Consider the following 20,647-nt stretch of genomic DNA (forward strand, 5'->3'; position numbering starts at 1 on the left):
CTTATTCAGCTTTTTTCTTTTCGATTAAGATCAATCCAGCTTTAAGCCAGATCGCCATCACTATCACAAAGTAAAGAACGTCTTGCATTGAGATAACGCCTTTAACTAAAGATTCGAAATGGCTGATAAAGGATAGAGAAGCAATGGCATCTAACATTACGCTTGGCACCACACCTTTGAAGGCACTGATCACCATGCTTGAGCCGCTTAATACAAACAAGAAGCACACTACAACCGACAAGATAAATGCAATCACTTGCGATTTAGTTAACGCCGACATACAAACACTGATAGCTAAAAAGCTACCTGCCATCAACCAACTACCCAAATAAGCCGCGAAAATAATGCCGTTATCCGGTGAACCAAGGTAATTAACTGTAATCCATAATGGGAAAGTCAACAGTAACGCCAAACCCAATACTGCCCAAGCAGCAAAAAACTTACCTAACATGGCTTGTAATGGCGTAATGGGTAACGTCATTAATAATTCGATAGTGCCGCTTTTACGTTCTTCCGACCATGTACGCATCGCCATGGCAGGCACTAGGAATAAATATAACCAAGGGTGAAAGTTAAAAAACGGCTGTAAATCTGCTTGGCCACGCTCGTATAGGTTGCCAAAGTAAAAGGTAAACACACCGCTTAACATTAAGAAAATAGCGATAAATACATACGCTACTGGTGTCGCGAAGAAACTGGAAAATTCGCGACGAAATAGAATTTTTGTCATTTCCATGATTTACACCTCCGCCGTTAATTTTCTAAACACATCGTCTAAGCGCCCTTTCTCGGCATACATACCGGTAACAGGCCAATTGCCTGACTTAGCCAACTCAAATAATGCATTAAATAAGTTAGCTTCTTGCTCTTTAGGAATAACGGTTACCGCTTGGTGAGTTTCGTCTTTTTGTACTTCAGCAACAAGCTCATGACCTTCAACAGCAGTTAAATCTGGAATTTCACTAAATTCGATTGTGATCGCTTTTTGATGACGTGATTTTGCTTCTAATTCTTGCGGAGTGCCGTCAAATAACTTTTTACCACCGGCAATAATCACTGCACGATTACAAACCGCTGTCACTTCTTCCAAGATATGTGTTGAAACAATAACAATTTTATCAGCGGATAAGTTTTGGATTAGTTTACGCACTTGATGCTTTTGGTTTGGATCTAAACCGTCAGTAGGTTCATCCAAAATCAACACTTTAGGATCGTGCATAATAGCTTGAGCTAAACCGACACGACGCTTAAACCCTTTTGATAAGGTATCGATATGTTTTTGTAATACAGATTCGATTTCTACGCTGCTTACAACGTGTTTTAAACGCTCGGCTTTGTAGTCACCTTTTAAGCCGCGAACATCGGCAATAAAATCAAGGAACTGCGCTACTGTCATATCACCGTAGGCTGGTGCGCCTTCGGGTAAGTAGCCAATTTTTTGCTTGAGTTCGATACTGTTACTCACTATATCTTGGCCATCTATTTCAACCGTACCAGCACTGGCTTCTAAAAAGCCGGTGATCATTTTCATTGAAGTTGATTTACCCGCACCGTTGGGGCCAAGAAATCCGAGTATATCGCCTGGTTGCAGCGACATGGATAAATTATCGACGGCGACAAAATCGCCAAAGTGTTTGGTTAAATTGTTTATCTGGATCATAAGCTTAATTATTTCTTTGTTGCCGTTACCAATTAAACGTCCAATTTAGTAACAACTAATAACTGTTACTAAACATCGAGAGCTAATTATTTAGTGGTTTATATTTGATTGCTAAAGCGGGTTTGTAACCATGTAGAGCAGGTTTTACAACTGTTAATACGATAGTTAAACAATATACCGAACAAGCGATATCCGACTCGGCCTAGCACAAATGCTTTTGCAATCAATACAAACTCAGTTTAGATAAGGTCGTAGAAAAGGCTTTTCAAGCAAAGTGTTACCGTAATTTATGTAAAATTTCGTAAATTACTTTCGGGCTGTTTTTCTACAAACTTTAGTTCGACAAGTTATATAGAAAAAGTTCAATTAATTTTTATTTTTTGCCAATAAGTGCAGCATGATCACCGCGCCTAATCCAGCAGCGCCTAACACCATGGTCATAATCATAATTTGATAACGCACCGCCACTAATGGCGAAACACCGGATAAAATTTGCCCCGTCATCATCCCTGGCAAAGCCACTAAGCCCACCGCTAATAAACTATTAATTTGCGGGATCATTGCGGTATGAAACGCTTTGATCTTGGCTTGGTTGGTGGTCTCTTCACTTACAGTAGAGCTTGCTGCTAGCTCGGAGCTAAAACGTTCGGCAGCTAAACTTAAGGTATTCATGGTATTAGCGAAATACATACCGGCCAATGGAATGATTAATTGCGGTTGATACCAAGTATCTGACTGCAAAACCAACACCACTGAAATCAATAAATGCACAACAACAGAAATACCCAAAGCGATTAACGCTGGCACTAAATAGCCATCAAGATGACGGACAGGACGAATAGCGATCCAAGCAGCCACAACTAGCATTAGCGTGATGACCGCAGCACTGATCCAAGGCGAAGGGTAATTAAATAAGCTAACGAGCACATAGCCCATTAAGAGTAACTGCACAAACATGCGCAGCGATGCTATCGTCAACTCACTGATTTTACCTTGCCAACGATGATAAATAAAAGCAACGAAAACGAGTGGTAATAAACACCACGCTAAATCTAACCAAGAAATGGATGCCAAAAGAAAAACCTAAAAGAACATGTTATCCCACTAGAATAACTCAACATCCATTTGATAGTCATCCCCTTGTTCAGGCACAAATTCAACACCCTGCACCCGCATGGTATCTTTTTGCACTTCTTCAACCACTTTGTTTTGCTCTTTAACTAAACGCTGCATAGTCAAAATAACTTTAGCTAACTCACGGTTGGTTTTGTCTGAATCATAAGTTGTGGTTGCCACTTTATCTATGGTTTGTTGGGTTAAATCGAGTATATAAAGTTCCTGATCCTCTTCCAGTCCAAGCTTAGGAATGTGCTGTTGTAGCTCAGCGTACATACCTTGTAAATGCTCATAACTTTGCTTGCTATTGGTATTTAAAGTCGCTGCGAGGTTAACTAATGTTTCTCGTATAGTCGAAAATGAATCAGACAGTTGTTTGGCGTGTTCAACAATTAAGGCTTGTTCCTCAAGTGCTGCTACTTTAGCATCCACCGCTCCTAACACGGCAGGAAACAAATCTTTGTAGCGGCCATAATCTTCAGCGTTATCTAACGGCATATTTTTAATTAACACAGATACACGTGGATAATTAATAATGGTCCGGCAGCCAAAATCCACAAAGCGATTTTCATGCTTAGTGGCATGCAACAATTCTTTTTCTAGTGGTTTGACGATGCCGTTTTGTGAATAAACATAATTTTGGCCATTTAACGTTAACGACAAACAAGTTTTTAACCCTAACATGCCAGTTAACGCAAAAAAACGCTCGGCTAAGGTTTCTATTTGCGTAATACCATAGGATTGCTCTATAAATAGCATGACTTGCCCCAACTCACTGTTCCCTCGCAATGCTTCCATTGCCATGTCTTGCGCTTGTTGCACTTGGCTGCTGAGTTGTTCAAATTCAGATAAGTTTTTTGTGAGAATTTGTAGTTTGGCTAACAGTAAATTGGCATCAAATGGCTTAACAATATAGTCATCAGCCCCTGCCTCATAGCCAAGCATCACTTCACGTAACGAGGTTTTACCTGACAAAAAGACCACTGGCACATGATCATATTGCGACTGGCTACGAATATCATCACAAACTTCATAACCATTGCGCCCCGGCATTTCTACATCTAATAAAATGAGCTGAGGTTGAACATTCGCGAGCTGTTCTATTGCTTCGTCACCTGAAAAGCAATGATGTAAAGTAAAATGTTCGGCGAGTAGCTTGTCTATGATTTTATGAATGAGTTTGTCATCATCAACAACTAACACATCGAGCAGCATAACCCTGACCTATTATTTTGATAATTAAGCTTATATAGTCGCGTTGCAACAGCAGACTTTCCGTCAAATAATTAAGGCACAGGATCAAGTATCTAGCAAATCAGTAATTTAATAAAAAGCTAAGTTTCATTCCTATCGTAAGCCGCCACCCAATTTAAGGCCTCACTGTAAGCACTGCCCAGTTGCTCATAAGAAATACCTAGCTTATTGGCTTCTTTGCTAGTGTTGTACCAACTACCCGACTCATAAAGCTTGATCGCTCGTAAAATAATACAGATCTGAGTCTCTTCTGACTCTCGCAAAGCCACCTCTATTTCTTTGGCAAGCGGCAACTGTTCTAATATTTGCGCCATGGGTTGATCTAATACTGCATCCAACAATGAAAAGAGTCCGGTTAAAAATGCCGATTCTGCCAATTTGCTGTTTAAAGGCGTAATTAGGATTTCACAAAACCGCGCTCGTAAGATGGCAACGCGGATCAACTCTTTTGGCTTATCAAAAGCTAAGACGCCGGTTGTTAAAATCGCAATTAATTTTCGAGTTTCCGACTCACCTAGATAAACAATTGCTTGTTTGATTGACGATATTTTTTCACGGATCGGTAATACACCCGAGTTGATAAAGCGCAGTAATTTATAACTTAGGTTAAGATCTTGCTCGAAGTATTTAGAAATATTTTTAACATTAATTTCCGGCTTTAATGTTTCACGATACAGACTTAGCAAAATATGTTTATTGCTTTCTACATCACGTTTTTCTGTCATTTCCGGTTTGCAGAAAAAATAGCCTTGAAAATAGTCAAAACCCATTTTAGCGGCTTCAATCACTTCTTGCTTGGTCTCGACTTTTTCAGCCAAAATTTTTATGTTTTTCCGTTCCGCTTTTAATTGCTTGACTAGTGGCTCTAGGTAACGGATTGGGGTTTGACTAATATCAAACTTAATTAGCTTAACAAACTTAAAAAAGCGTTCCCATTCGGCTTGGTAAACAAAGTCGTCTAAGGCAATGTGATAACCTTGATGAAACAATTCACGAATAGCCTCATAGACTTCATCAGTTGGTTCAACAGATTCCAGCACCTCAATCATAATTTGCTTATTAGGCAACATCATAGGTAGGCGCTTGATAAGGCACTCTTGACTAAAGTTTATCAATGCAGGTTTATCTGCGGTGAAATGTTTCAACCCTTGACTCAGGTGAGTACGGACAATTAATTTTTGTGTCGCTTCGTGTGGTTCTACATCAGGGAAAAAGTTCTCTGGCCCGTCTCGAAACAGCAGTTCATACGCGACAACATGGCCTTTGCGATTAAAAATAGCTTGGCGTGCTGTATAAACTTTCATAAAAAGGCGTTTCCTGATTTTTCTTAATTATGTATTTATCAATGACGCTTATCGACCAGCCGATCATGACAAGGTCAATAAAAGCGTAGCATATAATCTTCTCGCTCAGGTCTTATGGTTCATTGTCAGCGCTTACTCGCCCCAATCACATAATAGAGCATATGCTCATGGGGCCTCGCCGCTTGACGGCTTCCCCTAAAACCTGATCGCTTTGACTATAGTTGGTCGAGATCATAATCTTAGCCGCCATAAATAGACAAGTGCTTTTATAGCTAGTGGCGATGATTAGCCTAAATAATTAATGAAATCAGTATGGGTGGGTGATTATCACTCAGAAGTTAATTGATATTTAATCAGCTCGACGAGTCGTTTGATTTTGACATTGGATAATTGGCGATAATCAAAATAAGGACAAATCATTACATTATGTTGCTGCGACCAAGCAAACTCACCATTACCAACATCATCTTCGCGTAACAACCATGTCAGTGTGATCCCTGCTTGTTTGGCAAGCTGAATACCGTATTGCCGCCCACAAATAAGATGTAGGGTATTTTGCGGTTTTGATGAAATCTTATCCAACAATAAATTGGAAAAGATCAAGCTAGTATGACTATTTTCGCGTAGCAAGAAATTGTCGCGCAGATCTTGCCAACGAGCATAATCATTCAACTTTTCAGGCCAAAGTTCAGCGATAAACTTAGCATAAACATTAAAAATTTTTCGCCAATGATTACCTGTTTTATCGGCGATAAACTTAATCTCTCCCGCTTGCATGCCATGTACGCTGTCGAGATGTTGGTAAAACTCAAGCGGCGGACGGTTGGCAATGTAGACTTTTAGCTGGCTGTTACTGCAGCCTAAGCCAACCTCTTTTCCAGCTTTAGTTCCAACTTCTGTTACAGCCTCTGAGCGACTAACAATGGGCAAGTTAAGCTACCTTGGCTTGAGTGGGGGTTATATCTTCTGCTGCGGGCTGAATACACTTAAATGTTTCTTCTCCCATACGCAATAAGCTCGGTAAAAATATCAAGGTAAATAGCGTACTGACACTCATACCACCGACAATTACCGCCGCGATACCTCGATATAATTCTGCTCCAGAACCAGGAATAAGGAGTAACGGCAACATACCAAACAAACTAGTCAATGTACTCATAAGAATAGGCCGTAAACGCAAACGTACAGCTTGTTTAACCGCCTCAGTACGATGCAAACCTTCACGCTCCGAACTGCGAGTTTGGTGCACTAATAAAATAGCATTATTCACTACCAACCCTAACAAAATCACAAAGCCTATCATGGTTAATAAATCTAATGGCTGGAAAATAAACAAGTTAGTTATTTGTAACATAGCCACCCCGCCAAATGTCGCCAGAGGTAAAGCCAAGACCACCAATAAACTATCCTTAAAGGAGCGAAATAAAGCCGCCATCAACAGATATAAAATGGCTAATGCCAAAGCAAAGCTACCCGCCATTTGCTGTAATGTGGTATCTAACGCCTTCGCGCTGCCGCGATACGTAACCGTACCATCTTCTGGTAAATTCGCGCTAATGACTGGCTCAACCTCAGTTTTTAACATTTTAATTGCCTGTTCTAAACTCATATTATCAGGCGGCGTAACGACCAAGGTAATCGTGCGGCGACGATCAACTCGGCGGATTTGCGCAGGCCCAGCCGTACGCTCAATTTCGACTAACTCAGAAAACGGCAAGGTCGTGCTATTTGGCGTATAAACAGGAGTGGCGCCTAATGACTCAGGTGTCGTCCATTCAGGGGCCCGCAACAGCATACGCGCTCGGCGTTGGCCATCGAAATATTCACCTAAAAATAGGCCATCACCTAAAGCAGCAGTCATTTGCATAACGTCTTGACGTGCTAAACCGGCTTCAACTATTCGCCTTTTATCGGGGGTTAATCTCAATTCAGGTTCGGCAAACTCCAACCCAGGTACAGGCTGAGTTTGAGCTGTGGGCATGACTTGCATAATTTTACCAAAACCGGCTTGTGCTGCCTGTAACGCTCGGTCAATATCATTGGCTTGAATGTCAATATCAATCGAACGCCCACCATCCAAGCGGCCAAATAACTCAGCTTGGCTAGCAAACGCAATAGTATCTGGAAAGCCTCGTAATATTTCACCGTTAAACGCGTTGACCAAATCAGGGATCTTATCAGGATCGGTAGCGGCACCACCGACGAATCCAAAGTTACCAAACAAACCTAAAAAATAATTACTCACTTGTGGCTCTTTGTTACCTTGATAATATTCACTGAGTCTGGCGTTAAGGACTTCGCCCATTTCTTGACGTGCCGCTTCAGCACTTTGCCCAGGCGGCGGCAAAATAAAACCAAAAATTAAATTACGATTGCCTTTCGGCAGATAATCGGCTTGCGGCAACAATGCCAATGTCGTAGTGACCGACAATAACATTAAACCCAATATCCATGACCAACGTTTTGCCGGTGAAGACGTTATGCGCATGATCCCTGCTGAAATGTTATCCCACCAACGTTTATGCGGATCATCATCCTTAACTTTAGCCAGTAAGCCAACGGAACCAGTGGGCAACACCAAAACGGCTACCAATAATGAACTCACCACAGCAATCGCAATAGCTAAAGCTAAATCACCAAATAGCTGACCAGATACATCTTTTAAAAATAAAATAGGAATAAAAATAGCTATCGTCGTCGCCGTTGACGACAACAAAGCACCCCATACCTGCCCTGCACCTTGCAGTGCTGCGTCTCGCTTGTTTAACCCAGCTTCGCGTAAACGGACTATATTTTCTAAAACCACAATAGCCGCGTCTAATACCATGCCAACGGCAAAGGCGAGCCCTGCCAAAGAAATGATGTTTAAACTGCGTCCGAGCATATCAAATACAACAAAAGTGGTTGTTAATGCTAAAGGGATCGCAACAGCCACCATGATAGTGGCGCGGAACTTACGTAAAAACCACCAAAGAACACCGATGGCCAATAATATGCCAAGTGCGAGGTTGTTCCGGACCAAGTCTACTGCGTCATTCACATAATCGCTTTCATCGTAAACTTTAGTGATAGAAACCCCCGCTTTGGGTAAAACATTTTGATTGAGATCGTCAACAATCACATCAACCTGTCGCATAATATCCAGCACGTTAACGTCGTTTTCTGGCACTATGTTCATGGCCACACCCCGTGAGCCAATCTGGTACAACACACCCACTTCGTCCTGCAAACGATAATCCACCGTTGCCACGTCCGACAACAGAACAGGCTCGCCTTGATAAGTTGTAACGACAATTGAACCAAAATTTTCGATTGGATATTTACCTTTAAAACGCAAGGTATATCGCCGGCGACCTACATCCGTAAAGCCGCCAGAACTATCTTGAATAGAAGACAGTCGACCAACTAACTGAGGAATAGTCACACCAACGGAAGCTAGCTTTGTCGGGTCAAAAACGATCTGCAATTCTTTTTCCAATGCGCCGTAAGCATTGGTTTTTGAAACGCCATCAATACGCTCAATACGGGTTTGGATAACATCTTCAATGTATTCTCGATAAGCGCGTATATCTTTGTCATTGCCCTCTACAGTTTGAATTGCAAACCAAGCAATTTCACCGCCAAACTCATCATTACCGACAAACAACACAGGCTCATCGGCATCGACAGGGTAACGAGGCACACGATTAAGCTGGTTCATGGTTTCCAGCAAAGCACGGCGCAAATCGACTTCTACATCAAATTTTAACGTTACCGTACCACGCCCTTGCCCCGCTTGGCTCTCAAGCTTGACTAAGCCTGGCACATTCTTTAAAACATCTTCTTGCTGTTCAATAATTTCAGATTCAACTTCCTCGGGAGCCGCTGAGCGCCAACCGGTCTGCACAACAATTTGCGGCCGCTCAACATTTGGGGTCATTTGCACAGGTAAGCGGAATAAGCTAATGATGCCAAACATGACAACCATGATTAACCCGACCACCACGGCAGTCGGATTACGTAGAGCTTGTTGGGTCAAGTTCATGACTTACAACTCCCGCACATTAACTAGTTTGCTGTTATCTTGTTTAACGGATACAGGCATGCCATGGCGCAAGCGTTCTGCCCCACGAATGATTACAGCCTGCCCCACAGTTAGGTCGCCTTTAACCGCAATCCATTGGCCATAACCATTACTTTCAACAACAGGCACTTGTTGAGCTAGGTTATCTTTGACAACAAAAACGGAGTTTTGTCCGCGACGCAATACCAAGGCATCTCGTGGTACAAGAAAAGCGGCATCTTTGTCTAATTTTGGTAAAGGAACAGCGACTTTAGCATTTCCCCCTACAGGCCAGTTGGTTTGACTAGCATCGAGCAAAACTTCCATGAGTCGAGATTGACTATCAGCAACAGGGACAACTTTACGTACTTTAAGTTGAGCCTGTCCCAAATCAGAATCAACTTCAATTTGCATGTTAGGTTGAACAAATTGCCATGCCGCAATAGGAACCATAACTTTAATATCAATATTGTTCGTATCCACTAACCGCAATAATGGATCGCCTTGACTCACTACCTCACCCACTTGACTCAGTCGATTAGTCACAACACCGGAGAAAGGCGCTTGTAATTGACTATAAGCCAATTGTAATTGCACTTTTGCTATATCCGCATTTACTGCATCTATTTTTGCCAAGGTCGTATCTAGCTCGGACGTACGTTGCTCCAATAAGGTTTTAGAAGCATTGTTCTGAGATGCAAGTCGAGTAAGGCGTTCTACTTCTTTTTGTAAGAATGTTTTCTGGGCTTGCAGCCCACGAATATTGGCCTGTTGTGTCGCCAAATCAAGCTTTAACCCACTATCGTCAAGCTTTATTAACTTGTCGCCAAGCTCGACTTTATCTCCGGCTTCTTTTAGCCACACGACCTGCCCAGCCACTCGACTGGCTACCATGGCGTCATTTCGACTGACAACAGTCGCACTGCGCCAAACACGAGCAGGAATATCGTTAGCTTTAATTTCATCAACGTGAACTAAGGCTGGCGGTTGTTCTGGATTAGCCTGTGATAGATTGGAAAAAGCCAATAAACTGACGACAACAGGAGTGAAGAAAAATCGTGAAAAACATGACATGCGGGAAACCCTAAATTCCATGGCAAACGAAAACTCGTTATTCTACCGAGATAGAAATCAAGTATACAGTAACGAGCAAAGCAACTAACCGATTTAAATGTTAACTAATCTTATCTTGATGAGAGTTTGCGTTTTCTGGAGGTAAAACCTCAGTTGAAGCCTCTGTAGATGCCACTACCTCATCCAATTCATCCCCACTGGAAATTAACAAAGCTAGCCAAAGGGTTTCTTCATTAGACTCCAATGCAATTTTAACTACCATGGTCAAGGGTACACTCAACAGCATGCCCACTGTACCTAACAACCAACCCCAAAAAACCAAGGATAAAAACACAACCAAAGTCGATATACCTAACCCTTTACCTAAATACTTGGGCTCAACGACATTGCCCATCACTGTGTTGATCGCTAGATACCCCACAGTGATCATACCTGCACCGCCAGGGCCTACTTGCAATAAAGCTAACAATATCGCCGGTACCGCTGCAATTATAGAACCAATAGTCGGAATATAATTAAGCAAAAACGCCAACAAACCCCAAAGAATAAAGTAGTCAACGCCAACCGCCCAACACAATACACTAGCACAGATCCCCGTTCCTAAACTAACGACGGTTTTAATGGCTAGGTAACGTTTTACCGACTCAAGAAAGCCATCGATTTTCTCGATATGCATGGCTGGATCATCAAACGCGACATGCAATTTTTTCTTTAATGAATCGGCTTCTAACAGCATAAAAACACTGGTCAGTAAAATTAGAAAAAAGTTAGCCAGTACGTTACTTAAACCAGACAAGGTATTTGTGGCGACTGACATTGCTGCACTGGGGTCAAAATGCTCAAGCACAAACGATTTATTTAACACTATGTTATAAACAGCCAAGGTCTCGACTAACCAAGTAAATTCATTTTGTAATTGCGCTTTATACACAGGGATATCAGCACTAAATTTACTCATCGATTGAGCAACTACGCCAGTCAACGTCATACCAACTAGTACTATCATGCACACGACGAGCAATACGGCGATCCCCTTAGGGATGTTAAATTTCGCTAAATAATTAATTAAAGGCTGACAGGTAATAGCCACAAAAACCGATAACAAAAATGGCTCTAAAATAGCAGATGCGCCGCTGACACCAGCAAAAATAATAATAATGGCGGCTACTGTCAGCAATAACTTACTAACGGCGGTAAATTGAGAATTGAATTGCATGATGCCAAGTCCATGAAGTTATTAGTAATTCACTTTAACAATGCCACATGAGCGTGTATTGTTGTTTTAAATGATCGTTAATTATGTGACTAACGTTAATAAGCCCGACAGTAAACTAAATATGAGCAAAAACCTAGCCCGGATCAGTATAAAAAATTTAAGACTGCGTACCTATATTGGTTTTAACCAATCGGAAAAAGAAAACAAACAAGACGTGGTGATCAATGCCCACATTTACTACGGCGCCGACCGTGCTGTAACAACCGATAACGTACAAGACGCAGTCAACTATAAAACTATAACCAAACGTATTATCCGTCATGTGGAAGATGGTCGTTTTTTATTATTAGAAAAATTAACCCAAGATGTTATCGATATTTGTCGTGACCACCCTTGGATTGAACAAGTAGAGGTGGAAGTAGATAAGCCACATGCATTGCGGTTTGCCGATTCTGTTTCACTGTGTTTAAGCTGGCAAAAGTAAGTAGAGAACTTATACTTAAAACATCGATATAAAGGTGACATTTTCGTCAAGCAATTATGCATATTCTCATCACTGGTGGTACCGGCTTTATTGGCTCTAATCTAATTAAGCAACTTAAAGCCCATAGTAAAATTACGGTAGTGTCTCGACAATCTTGCTTATGTTTCGACCGATTTGGCCATGATATTAGCTGTATTGATGACTTAAATAAATTACCCTCGTTAAACCAGTTTGATGCTGTGATCAATTTGGCTGGCGAGCCAATCGCAGATAAATATTGGACTAATCGTCAAAAGTGGCGAATAAAACAAAGTCGCTGGAACATAACTCAGCAACTTGTCGACTTATTTGAAAAATCCAAAATAAAACCCAAAGTTTTTATTTCAGGATCAGCCATAGGCTACTATGGTCGGCAAGCTGCTGATATTGATATAGATGAAACGTTTAGCCAACCTCATCATGAATTTACCTATGAGGTATGTGAAAAATGGGAGCGCGTTGCCAAGCAAGTCGAACAACACACTCGCCTGTGTATTCTCAGAACCGGCATTGTGTTAGGACGTGAAGGGGCATTGAAAAAAATGAGTTTGCCTTTTAAGCTCTACGCTGGTGGAGCATTAGGTTCAGGGCAGCAAGTCATGAGCTGGATCCATATTGACGACATGGTGGAGGCCATTATTTACTTGTTAAATAATGAAAGCTCTCGTGGCGTATACAACCTAACCGCACCCAACCCAGTAAATAATTTAGCCTTTAGTCAAGCACTAGCAAGCGCGTTAAACCGCCCGTGTTGGCTAACAATGCCAGCCGTTATGTTACGCTTAATCTTAGGTGAATTGTCCGATCTCATGCTAACAGGGCAAAAAGTAAAGCCGACTCGATTACTAGAGGAAGGTTTTGAATTTAGATTTACAGATATCGACACGGCTTTACAGCACTTATCTAAACCGCATCGACATTAAATAACGCGAAGCTAGAGCGTATTGATCTAAAATTTACTCAACGTAAATTTGCATCTCTTCGCCAATTTGTTTACGCATTTCCATCAACTTAACCGCAGAGGCATGCTGTTTTTTATCAGCTTCGGTTTCTGGCACCCATTCCGGTACGTTAATCGGTTGCCCTGACTCGTCAACCGCAACCATAATAACGATACAATGCGTGGTTAAGCGACGATTCATGGATTTAGGATCACAGGCATTAACTTCTAACGCAATGTGCATTGAAGAGCGACCTGTGTATATGACTTTCGCACCAACCTCAACTAGGTTACCAACATGAATAGGTGCCACAAAGCGGATCCCACCTGCATAAGCTGTCACACAATAACGGCCACTCCAGCCGGCTGCACAGGCATACGCGGCTAAGTCTATCCATTTCATTACGGCGCCACCGTGTACTTTACCACCAAAGTTAACATCTTGTGGTTCAGCTAAAAATCTTAACGTTATTTCTCTTTGACGTGGTTCCATAATGTTTCTCCCCCGTTGGCAACATTAAATATGGATGAAAATTAAATAAAACACCAGATGAACTGGCCATAAACTCAACTTAGCAGGATGTATTCCAATTAGTAACGAAGTGAGTAAGAAAATAAAAAGTTTGTTTGCTGACGATCCTGCTTTCTTACACCGCGGATAAATTTCGTTCTAAATGTGACAAAATAATAAACTTTTTGTAGATAAACTGGCTTGTTAGCTCTGCAAGCATAAATGCTCGCCTACACTATTTTATCCCAATCTAGCTAGCAGAATGAATAAGTCATTGGCTTATACGGCCAGTTAAGTCAGAGCTAAGCACAAAATAAGTGCAGCACCACAAGAGTGCATCGACTGGTATTTTCCAACTTGGTGCAATTAATTGATTTTAACACTGCCGTCTTTACGCCAAAAGACAATCGCAGGTATTTGCGTTTCCCACAATTCATTTGGATTCCAAGTGTATTCATTTTTGTAGCGGCGATTCAGAATGCGCATATCCAAACCCGATTTAACACGCGAAGCTTCAAAATAAAAATTATACTGTGGTGAAATAATGACTTCAGTTTGACTAAATGATTGTTGCTGATTACGAGTCACTTGTTTAACAATAGGTAATTCAGGGTTAGACGGGTAAAGTGATGAAACAATACCCTTTTCTAATGCTTTGGTTTCGGTGCAATAAAAATAAACACCGCTACCCACTGGAAAACGGCCGACCATATCCAAAAATAGCTTACCGAATAACCGGCTAAAAGTGCGCTCTTCTATTGCTTGCTGAATAAAGTCATAAGCTTGATAAACCTGTCGATAATCATGCTCAGCTTTAGTACTTAAAATAAACGACCCATAGGTCATGGGTATCCGTAATAAGTTTCGTAATTCTTGACTATGTGACCGTTCTGCATCCATCATCGCCAACATAAAATCCATTTTACGGGTTTCATACTCGACAAACGCATTTCTCTCTTCACGAGTATCAAGTTTTTTATTAGGTAAACCAATACCTAAGCGTAAATAATCAAGTGACTTTTTGCGCATGGTTTTCAGCATTTGGTCACGTTCATCTTGGCTTAAAACCCGATAACGGTCACCATTGAAAATAGCTTCAACTTCAGGCGAGTAAGAACCTATAGCGTGAACTAATGCAACCTTAGCAATCGGTTTTAATACTTCTTCGCGATACTTCATGCGCCCTTGCGGATCAAGCTGATTTGGCTCATCCGCCATGAAACACATAGAGCGTTCTGTAAAAATATCTTCTAAATTTTCGCGTAAATAAGGATGCTTAAATTGATGATTACGCCTAACTTCTTCAAATAAAGCGACAATTAACGCTGTGATGTAAATAGGCTTATATTTTTCATTTCTAACACAACGAACAACTTCATCAGGTAACGGAGAAGATAAAGCGATAGTCCCTAAAAATTGACTAAATATTTTTCGCCCGTCGAGTAAATCCAAAATGTTATCGGTTAGGCTATCCAATTGCTCGTATCGTTTGGCCTTATCATCTGACATTTTTTTTAGCAGTTGCTGTCTATCAGATTTAGCACTGTCTCTTAAGCGCAATAACTTCTCTAAATAGCGCTCTGATGACTTTTGACCACGAATAACCGGCAGCTTACCTTTTTCTTTCTTATAATTGTTTAGCAGGTCAACCTGTTCTTGGTATTGTCGAATGCTAGTAACTAAACTTTCTAAACGCTGGTGTTCTTCAACATAGTTCTCAAAGAATTGGGTAGCATCCGTGACTAAGCGAATATACTGCTGTTTAAAATCAGCAATTTTTTTTGATATAGCGCTAGCCATTGTGGGAATAGCAGACAGTCGTTCCGTTCTATACTGGTTAAAGCGTCTTAACTCTTGATTTTTCTTCTCTGCCATTGATTGCGAACATATCCTATAAATTACCGCGTAACGCTGCTTGCCATTTTAACAACGTTGAAACATAAAACAATCTAGCACTGGCATTGAGCGGCAATAATTACTGATTTTATTGTGTTTAAGGCTTAAATCACGGCACATGCTGCAAAACACCGTACCGCAAGCTTCGGACTGAAAATAAGATAAGCCAATTTAATCACCTAATGACTGCTATTCGAGTAACCTAATAAAAAATGCTTATTGAAAGAAAACTAGTACCTTAACTAAAAAGTTTTAAAGGGTTAAATTTATAAACATTTGCTAAATTGTAGTGTCAATTTTATATCGACAAACCTTGTATTAGCCGAAATAAATTCGGCCCTACAATGGAACGGGTCTTTAATCTTGCCCGTTTATCTACTTAGATTGTTAATAATAACGAGCTCAACAGGTCATAATTTTTGCATCGAAGTGCTAGATCGAAAATAGGCAAACTGGATAAATTGAAAAGTCCAAGGGGCTAATGAGATCCTACGCCGTGACATAAGTTGTAGTTAGATGCAGTATTGACGAAATGAGGAGAATTTGGAGCGGCTAACGAGACTCGAACTCGTGACCCAAGCTTGTTCTGCGTCGACCTAAAACTATCGTAAGATATAGTTTTTACTTAAATTATGATATTGAATAAGAGGGGAATTTGGAGCGGCTAACGAGACTCGAACTCGTGACCCAAGCTTGTTCTGCGTCGACATAAAACTATCGTAAGATATAGTTTTTACTTAAATTATGATATTGAATAAGAGGGGAATTTGGAGCGGCTAACGAGACTCGAACTCGTGACCCCAACCTTGGCAAGGTTGTGCTCTACCAACTGAGCTACAGCCGCTTAATGGTGCCCGGGGCCGGACTTGAACCGGCACGTTGTTACCAACGAGGGATTTTAAATCCCTTGTGTCTACCAATTCCACCACCCGGGCATCGGGTTTCACTAAAAGTGATTAAGTGGTACAAACTACAAAACTTTTCGAACTGTCCCGTAGCAGGTATGGCGCGGCATTCTACGGATTTTTATTTTCATGTAAAGCCCTTTTTTGAAAGTTTTTTTGCAGTTGAAACTGTTTGCTTACAAAACAGTCAATTTGTTCAATTTTTAGTAGCTTCTACGTCTGGATATTCAGTTTCTAACAGCAAAAGCGCCCTCTGACCAATTTTAACCTTAGGATTGGGAAATACGAGGTATGTATTTTTAGAAACCTGAATCGGTTTGCCATTTTGCCAACCGAGTAACTGGCCTTTAGCAATCTGGCTAAAATTTTTCACGTCGTTGGCAAAATTAAAGCGTAAGTCGGCATGGGTTTTTATTAACTGCTCGCTCACGTTAAATACCTGTAATTGATTGAAATCAGTGCCGGTTTTTAGCGGTATTTTGGTACTCGTTAAAAATTGAATGACTTTTTGACTGAATGACTCAAGTTTTGTTAGATCATTACAGCCAAATGGTACTGCTTGGCCTAATTCAATTGTGGCTGACAACGCATGGTATTTAATTGCCGTATAACAACTAAATGTCGGCACCACTTTATGCATGTTGATAACCGCTTGTATCGACGCATTGGCTAAAAAACGGTAAATATTCCATTTGCTTTGCTCCCCTAACACCACAGGCAGCACGGCAAAAAAAGGATAATGGCTGGAGCGAATTGAGCAATGTAAATCGAAATGAACCAGTCTGAGACGTTTATTTACAGAGTGAGTTAAGCCTACGAAGTGCTCTACCGCTTGTTTGATTTGTTGCGACCGTCGCGTTTCATAGCCTTGCGCTTCTTTTTCTTGTTGGGTTGAACGCTTAATCGCAAACAAACGATTAAGGTTATAATCAATAAACCGAGTATGGTGAAAAATCGCTTTGGGATTTCCTGCAATAAACAGTATGGGGCGTATTGGTTGCCAATCTCCGTCGAGTATTCCTTGTAACCAAACTTGATTTAGCTCAATTGGCGCTGTTTCATTGCCATGAAGCCCACACGAAATAATAACCGCAGATAATTGATAGTTAATGGATGTAGGGATTATCGAGTAGATCCCTGTTGTCAAACGAAAAAATTGCCAGTGAGGATTAGCGTAAAGTAAAACTTCACGTGAACATTGAGTTAACAGATCATCAAATAAATTAAAGTGACAACTCGCCAAAGCCTAACCCAACTGTTAAAACAGAAAAAGTATTGTCGTAGTTAGATTATAGTTGATTTGTAGAGTATGGAGGCGGAACCCGGAGTCGAACCGAGGTAGACGGATTTGCAATCCGCTGCATGGCCACTCTGCCATTCCGCCGATATGATGTGATTACAGATGTAATACAAAAATGAAATTTGGAGCGGCTAACGAGACTCGAACTCGTGACCCAAGCTTGTTCTGGGTCGACCTACTCAAACTTAACTAGGTTAAGCTCCGAGAAATTGGAGCGGCTAACGAGACTCGAACTCGTGACCCCAACCTTGGCAAGGTTGTGCTCTACCAACTGAGCTACAGCCGCTTAATTCGCTAAGGAGATAACTCCTTGAGAACGGAGACGCATTCTACAAATATATTTAAGCGAGTCAATCATTTATTTTAATCTTTTTGCTATCTGCTTAAAGCATATGCAATTTGTTTATTTTTCGTTCGTTATTTGCGGCCATGCTGCTTTTAAATAGACGACCATCGACCAAAATGTCAAAACCACCGCAATATACAATAATACCAAGGCTGCCCACTGTACCCATCCTTGCTCGCCAGATATTAATCCCGTCAGCGCCATTAGCTGCGCCCAGGTTTTCCATTTACCAATCGAACTAACCTGCACTAAGCCACGTTGTCCAAGTTCAGCCATCCATTCGCGTAAGGCCGAAATCAAAATTTCTCGGCTAACCATAACGATGGCCGCAAACGTGATATACCAAGCTTGAAAATAATCAGTTAACAAAATAAGGGCACAAGCAACAATTAACTTGTCGGCGACAGGATCCAAAAAAGCACCAAACGCAGTTTGTTGCTCCAATTTTCTGGCCAAATATCCGTCTAGCCAATCAGTGATAGCCGCAACAGCAAAGATAACCGCAGCCGAAAAATGAGCCCATTCAAAGGGTAAATAAAACGTGACTACAAAAACTGGGATCATGATAATCCGCAGCGTAGTTAGCGTATTAGGTATATTCCACATGAAAATTTACTTTAAAAATCTAACAGGGCGGATAGTCTCAATTATCCTTCTCAAGGTAAAGCGCTAAGCCAATACTTTTTTTAAAAGCAAAAAATAAATCGCACATTACCGGCTTATTTATCGCGCAGATGATCATAAACAACTTGTGCTAGCTGGGCACTAATTCCAGGCACTTTTGCGATTTCTTCAACTGTTGCTTGTAAAACACCTTGCAAACCACCCAAATGTTTAATGATGGCTTGGCGACGTTTTGCCCCAACACCAGGGATAGATTCCAATTTAGATGTTTTAGCCGCTTTATTGCGCCGATTACGATGGCCTGAAATGGCAAAACGGTGCGACTCATCTCGCACATGCTGAATTAAATGCAGCGCAGGTTCACCTGAATCCAATTGAATGGTTTGGTGATTACCCGCCATGATTAATGTCTCCAAGCCAGGTTTGCGACTTGTGCCCTTTGCTACGCCAATTAATGTCGGTTGCTTATACTGCCAATCAACAAAATAACTTTCAGCTTGTGCTAATTGACCTTTACCGCCATCAATTAATAGCACATCAGGGATTTTATCTGGGTCGGTCGCGTTTCTAAAACGCCGAGCTAATGCTTGAGCCATGGCCGCGTAGTCGTCACCAGGCGTAATACCTTCAATATTGTAGCGCCGGTAATCGGTTTTTAGCGGGCCCTCTCGATTGAATACAACGCAAGAAGCCGTTGTTTGTTGTCCCATCGTATGGCTAATATCAAAACATTCAATACGCTGAATAGGCTCAGCTAATTCTAAGGCTGCATCTAATGCTTCAAAGCGCTTTTTAATTGATAAATTTTGGCTAAGTTTACTTTCTACACCGGTTTGAGCATTAGTATTGGCCAGTTTAATATAACGCGTTTTTTCACCGCGTTGTGGCACAACGATCCGCACATTGCTTTCATGAAAATCGCTTATAGCTTGCTCTAAACCTTGCTGTTCGTTAATTTCAAACGGTAAATTGATTTCTTTACCCGGCTTGCGATTATGATCATTTGACAAATAAAATTGTGTCACAAAGGCGGTTAATATTTCCTGCTCGTTGGCATCTTTTGGCATTTTAGGAAAATAACTTTTACTACCCAGAATTTTCCCTTCGCGAATAAATAACACAAAAACGCAAGCGATACCTAAGTTGACATAACACCCTAAAATATCTAGCTCTTGATGATCACCACTCACCCACTGCTGCTCTTGTACTTTACGCAAAGCATTAATTTGGTCGCGATACAAAGCCGCATCTTCAAATGCCAAACGCTGACTGGCTTCATCCATTTTATTGACTAACGTTTCAGTAACCTGAGTATCCTTACCTTGCAAAAACAATTTCACTAACTGAACTTGTTCATCATAAGCTTGATCGGTTACATATCCAGGTACACAAGGTGCCGAGCAACGTTTTAATTGGTGTTGTAAGCAGGGACGACTGCGCGCACGATAATACGAATCTTCACATTGACGAACGGGGAAAATTTTTTGCATTAACCTTAAGCTATCGCGCACGGCTCCGGCAGAAGGGTAAGGTCCGAAATAACTGCCTTTTTCTTTACGACTGCCGCGATGCAAGGTGATCCTCGGGTGTTGATGCGCCGTTACCAGAATATAAGGATAAGACTTATCGTCCCGCAACAATACATTATATTTAGGCTTGTACTGCTTAATATAATTATTTTCAAGAATGAGCGCTTCGGTTTCACTGTGCGTCACCGTAATATCCATTTGATGAATATTATTGACGAGCGCTATGGTTTTAACTTCATTGACTGAGGTTCTAAAATAAGATGAAACGCGCTTTTTAAGGTTTTTAGCTTTACCAACATAAATAACATCCCCAGCCTCATTGTACATACGGTACACGCCAGGTTGTTCAGTTAATGTAGCAAGGAAAGCTTTATAATCGAAAGGGATGTGACTCACTGACTAAACAA

16 protein-coding genes and 4 tRNA genes are annotated in these 20,647 nt (G+C 41.2%); 2 read left to right on the forward strand and 18 right to left on the reverse strand.

Annotated elements, in window-relative coordinates; all coding sequences use genetic code 11:
* Window position 1: 1 nt before the first annotated feature.
* From C2869_RS17485 to C2869_RS17525, 9 genes are all read right to left on the reverse strand, one after another.
* On the reverse strand, window positions 2-736 hold the full coding sequence (locus C2869_RS17485; RefSeq protein WP_108604169.1) for an ABC transporter permease subunit: 735 nt from the start codon (window positions 734-736) through the stop codon (window positions 2-4).
* A 3-nt stretch (window positions 737-739) separates the two neighbouring features.
* The gene (locus tag C2869_RS17490; protein WP_108604170.1) at window positions 740-1,660 is read right to left on the reverse strand and encodes an ABC transporter ATP-binding protein; all 921 of its coding nucleotides are present in this window, start codon (window positions 1,658-1,660) and stop codon (window positions 740-742) included.
* 366 nt (window positions 1,661-2,026) lie between these two features.
* Complete coding sequence (locus tag C2869_RS17495; protein WP_108604171.1) at window positions 2,027-2,734, reverse strand: ABC transporter permease; 708 nt, start codon at window positions 2,732-2,734, stop codon at window positions 2,027-2,029.
* A gap of 30 nt (window positions 2,735-2,764) precedes the next feature.
* Window positions 2,765-3,991 (reverse strand): response regulator, encoded by a 1,227-nt coding sequence (locus tag C2869_RS17500; RefSeq protein WP_108604172.1) that lies wholly within the window; start codon window positions 3,989-3,991, stop codon window positions 2,765-2,767.
* Between the two features lie 119 nt (window positions 3,992-4,110).
* The gene (locus tag C2869_RS17505) at window positions 4,111-5,334 is read right to left on the reverse strand and encodes an EAL and HDOD domain-containing protein (RefSeq protein ID WP_108604173.1); all 1,224 of its coding nucleotides are present in this window, start codon (window positions 5,332-5,334) and stop codon (window positions 4,111-4,113) included.
* A gap of 327 nt (window positions 5,335-5,661) precedes the next feature.
* Complete coding sequence (locus C2869_RS17510; protein WP_228710698.1) at window positions 5,662-6,264, reverse strand: DUF6942 family protein; 603 nt, start codon at window positions 6,262-6,264, stop codon at window positions 5,662-5,664.
* 1 nt (window position 6,265) lies between these two features.
* Window positions 6,266-9,358: an efflux RND transporter permease subunit gene (locus tag C2869_RS17515; RefSeq protein ID WP_108604174.1), complete on the reverse strand. Its 3,093-nt coding sequence runs from the start codon at window positions 9,356-9,358 to the stop codon at window positions 6,266-6,268.
* Window positions 9,359-9,361: 3 nt separating this feature from the next.
* The gene (locus tag C2869_RS17520; protein WP_159084222.1) at window positions 9,362-10,450 is read right to left on the reverse strand and encodes an efflux RND transporter periplasmic adaptor subunit; all 1,089 of its coding nucleotides are present in this window, start codon (window positions 10,448-10,450) and stop codon (window positions 9,362-9,364) included.
* Between the two features lie 100 nt (window positions 10,451-10,550).
* Window positions 10,551-11,666, reverse strand: coding sequence for an AI-2E family transporter (locus C2869_RS17525; protein WP_108604176.1), 1,116 nt, complete (start codon window positions 11,664-11,666; stop codon window positions 10,551-10,553).
* Window positions 11,667-11,787: 121 nt separating this feature from the next.
* Between C2869_RS17525 and folX the strand changes: the two genes are divergently transcribed.
* Window positions 11,788-12,150, forward strand: coding sequence for a dihydroneopterin triphosphate 2'-epimerase (folX, locus tag C2869_RS17530; protein WP_108605110.1), 363 nt, complete (start codon window positions 11,788-11,790; stop codon window positions 12,148-12,150).
* Window positions 12,151-12,206: 56 nt separating this feature from the next.
* Window positions 12,207-13,112, forward strand: coding sequence for a TIGR01777 family oxidoreductase (locus tag C2869_RS17535; RefSeq protein WP_108604177.1), 906 nt, complete (start codon window positions 12,207-12,209; stop codon window positions 13,110-13,112).
* Window positions 13,113-13,145: 33 nt separating this feature from the next.
* Here C2869_RS17535 and C2869_RS17540 read toward each other — a convergent pair whose 3' ends face one another.
* The 9 genes from C2869_RS17540 to uvrC all read right to left on the reverse strand — a co-directional run bounded on the left by C2869_RS17540 (window position 13,146) and on the right by uvrC (window position 20,636).
* Complete coding sequence (locus C2869_RS17540; protein ID WP_108604178.1) at window positions 13,146-13,622, reverse strand: acyl-CoA thioesterase; 477 nt, start codon at window positions 13,620-13,622, stop codon at window positions 13,146-13,148.
* Window positions 13,623-14,006: 384 nt separating this feature from the next.
* Window positions 14,007-15,515: a hypothetical protein gene (locus C2869_RS17545; protein ID WP_159084223.1), complete on the reverse strand. Its 1,509-nt coding sequence runs from the start codon at window positions 15,513-15,515 to the stop codon at window positions 14,007-14,009.
* Between the two features lie 789 nt (window positions 15,516-16,304).
* Window positions 16,305-16,380: transfer RNA gene (locus C2869_RS17550), tRNA-Gly, on the reverse strand.
* Window positions 16,381-16,384: 4 nt separating this feature from the next.
* Window positions 16,385-16,471, reverse strand: a tRNA-Leu gene (locus C2869_RS17555).
* A gap of 166 nt (window positions 16,472-16,637) precedes the next feature.
* Entirely contained in the window at window positions 16,638-17,684 is a 1,047-nt protein-coding gene (locus C2869_RS17560; protein WP_108604180.1) for a succinylglutamate desuccinylase, read from the reverse strand.
* A gap of 67 nt (window positions 17,685-17,751) precedes the next feature.
* Window positions 17,752-17,825, reverse strand: a tRNA-Cys gene (locus C2869_RS17565).
* 126 nt (window positions 17,826-17,951) lie between these two features.
* Window positions 17,952-18,027: transfer RNA gene (locus C2869_RS17570), tRNA-Gly, on the reverse strand.
* A gap of 117 nt (window positions 18,028-18,144) precedes the next feature.
* A complete protein-coding gene (gene pgsA / locus C2869_RS17575) occupies window positions 18,145-18,693 on the reverse strand; it encodes a CDP-diacylglycerol--glycerol-3-phosphate 3-phosphatidyltransferase (protein WP_108604181.1) in 549 nt (182 codons plus the stop codon).
* A 113-nt stretch (window positions 18,694-18,806) separates the two neighbouring features.
* Window positions 18,807-20,636, reverse strand: a complete 1,830-nt coding sequence (gene uvrC / locus C2869_RS17580) for an excinuclease ABC subunit UvrC (protein ID WP_108604182.1) — start codon at window positions 20,634-20,636, stop codon at window positions 18,807-18,809.
* Window positions 20,637-20,647 lie beyond the last annotated feature (11 nt).

Source organism: Saccharobesus litoralis, from assembly GCF_003063625.1.
GTDB lineage: Bacteria > Pseudomonadota > Gammaproteobacteria > Enterobacterales > Alteromonadaceae > Saccharobesus > Saccharobesus litoralis.

What these genes read in the sequence shown, in the direction of transcription:
- C2869_RS17485 (WP_108604169.1), bottom strand. Translation starts at nt 736, where the DNA reads ATGGAAATGACAAAAATTCTATTTCGTCGCGAATTTTCCAGTTTCTTC.
- C2869_RS17490 (WP_108604170.1), bottom strand. Translation starts at nt 1,660, where the DNA reads ATGATCCAGATAAACAATTTAACCAAACACTTTGGCGATTTTGTCGCC.
- C2869_RS17500 (WP_108604172.1), bottom strand. Translation starts at nt 3,991, where the DNA reads ATGCTGCTCGATGTGTTAGTTGTTGATGATGACAAACTCATTCATAAA.
- C2869_RS17505 (WP_108604173.1), bottom strand. Translation starts at nt 5,334, where the DNA reads ATGAAAGTTTATACAGCACGCCAAGCTATTTTTAATCGCAAAGGCCAT.
- C2869_RS17515 (WP_108604174.1), bottom strand. Translation starts at nt 9,358, where the DNA reads ATGAACTTGACCCAACAAGCTCTACGTAATCCGACTGCCGTGGTGGTC.
- C2869_RS17520 (WP_159084222.1), bottom strand. Translation starts at nt 10,450, where the DNA reads ATGTCATGTTTTTCACGATTTTTCTTCACTCCTGTTGTCGTCAGTTTA.
- C2869_RS17525 (WP_108604176.1), bottom strand. Translation starts at nt 11,666, where the DNA reads ATGCAATTCAATTCTCAATTTACCGCCGTTAGTAAGTTATTGCTGACA.
- folX (WP_108605110.1), top strand. Translation starts at nt 11,788, where the DNA reads ATGAGCAAAAACCTAGCCCGGATCAGTATAAAAAATTTAAGACTGCGT.
- C2869_RS17535 (WP_108604177.1), top strand. Translation starts at nt 12,207, where the DNA reads ATGCATATTCTCATCACTGGTGGTACCGGCTTTATTGGCTCTAATCTA.
- C2869_RS17540 (WP_108604178.1), bottom strand. Translation starts at nt 13,622, where the DNA reads ATGGAACCACGTCAAAGAGAAATAACGTTAAGATTTTTAGCTGAACCA.
- C2869_RS17545 (WP_159084223.1), bottom strand. Translation starts at nt 15,515, where the DNA reads ATGGCAGAGAAGAAAAATCAAGAGTTAAGACGCTTTAACCAGTATAGA.
- pgsA (WP_108604181.1), bottom strand. Translation starts at nt 18,693, where the DNA reads ATGTGGAATATACCTAATACGCTAACTACGCTGCGGATTATCATGATC.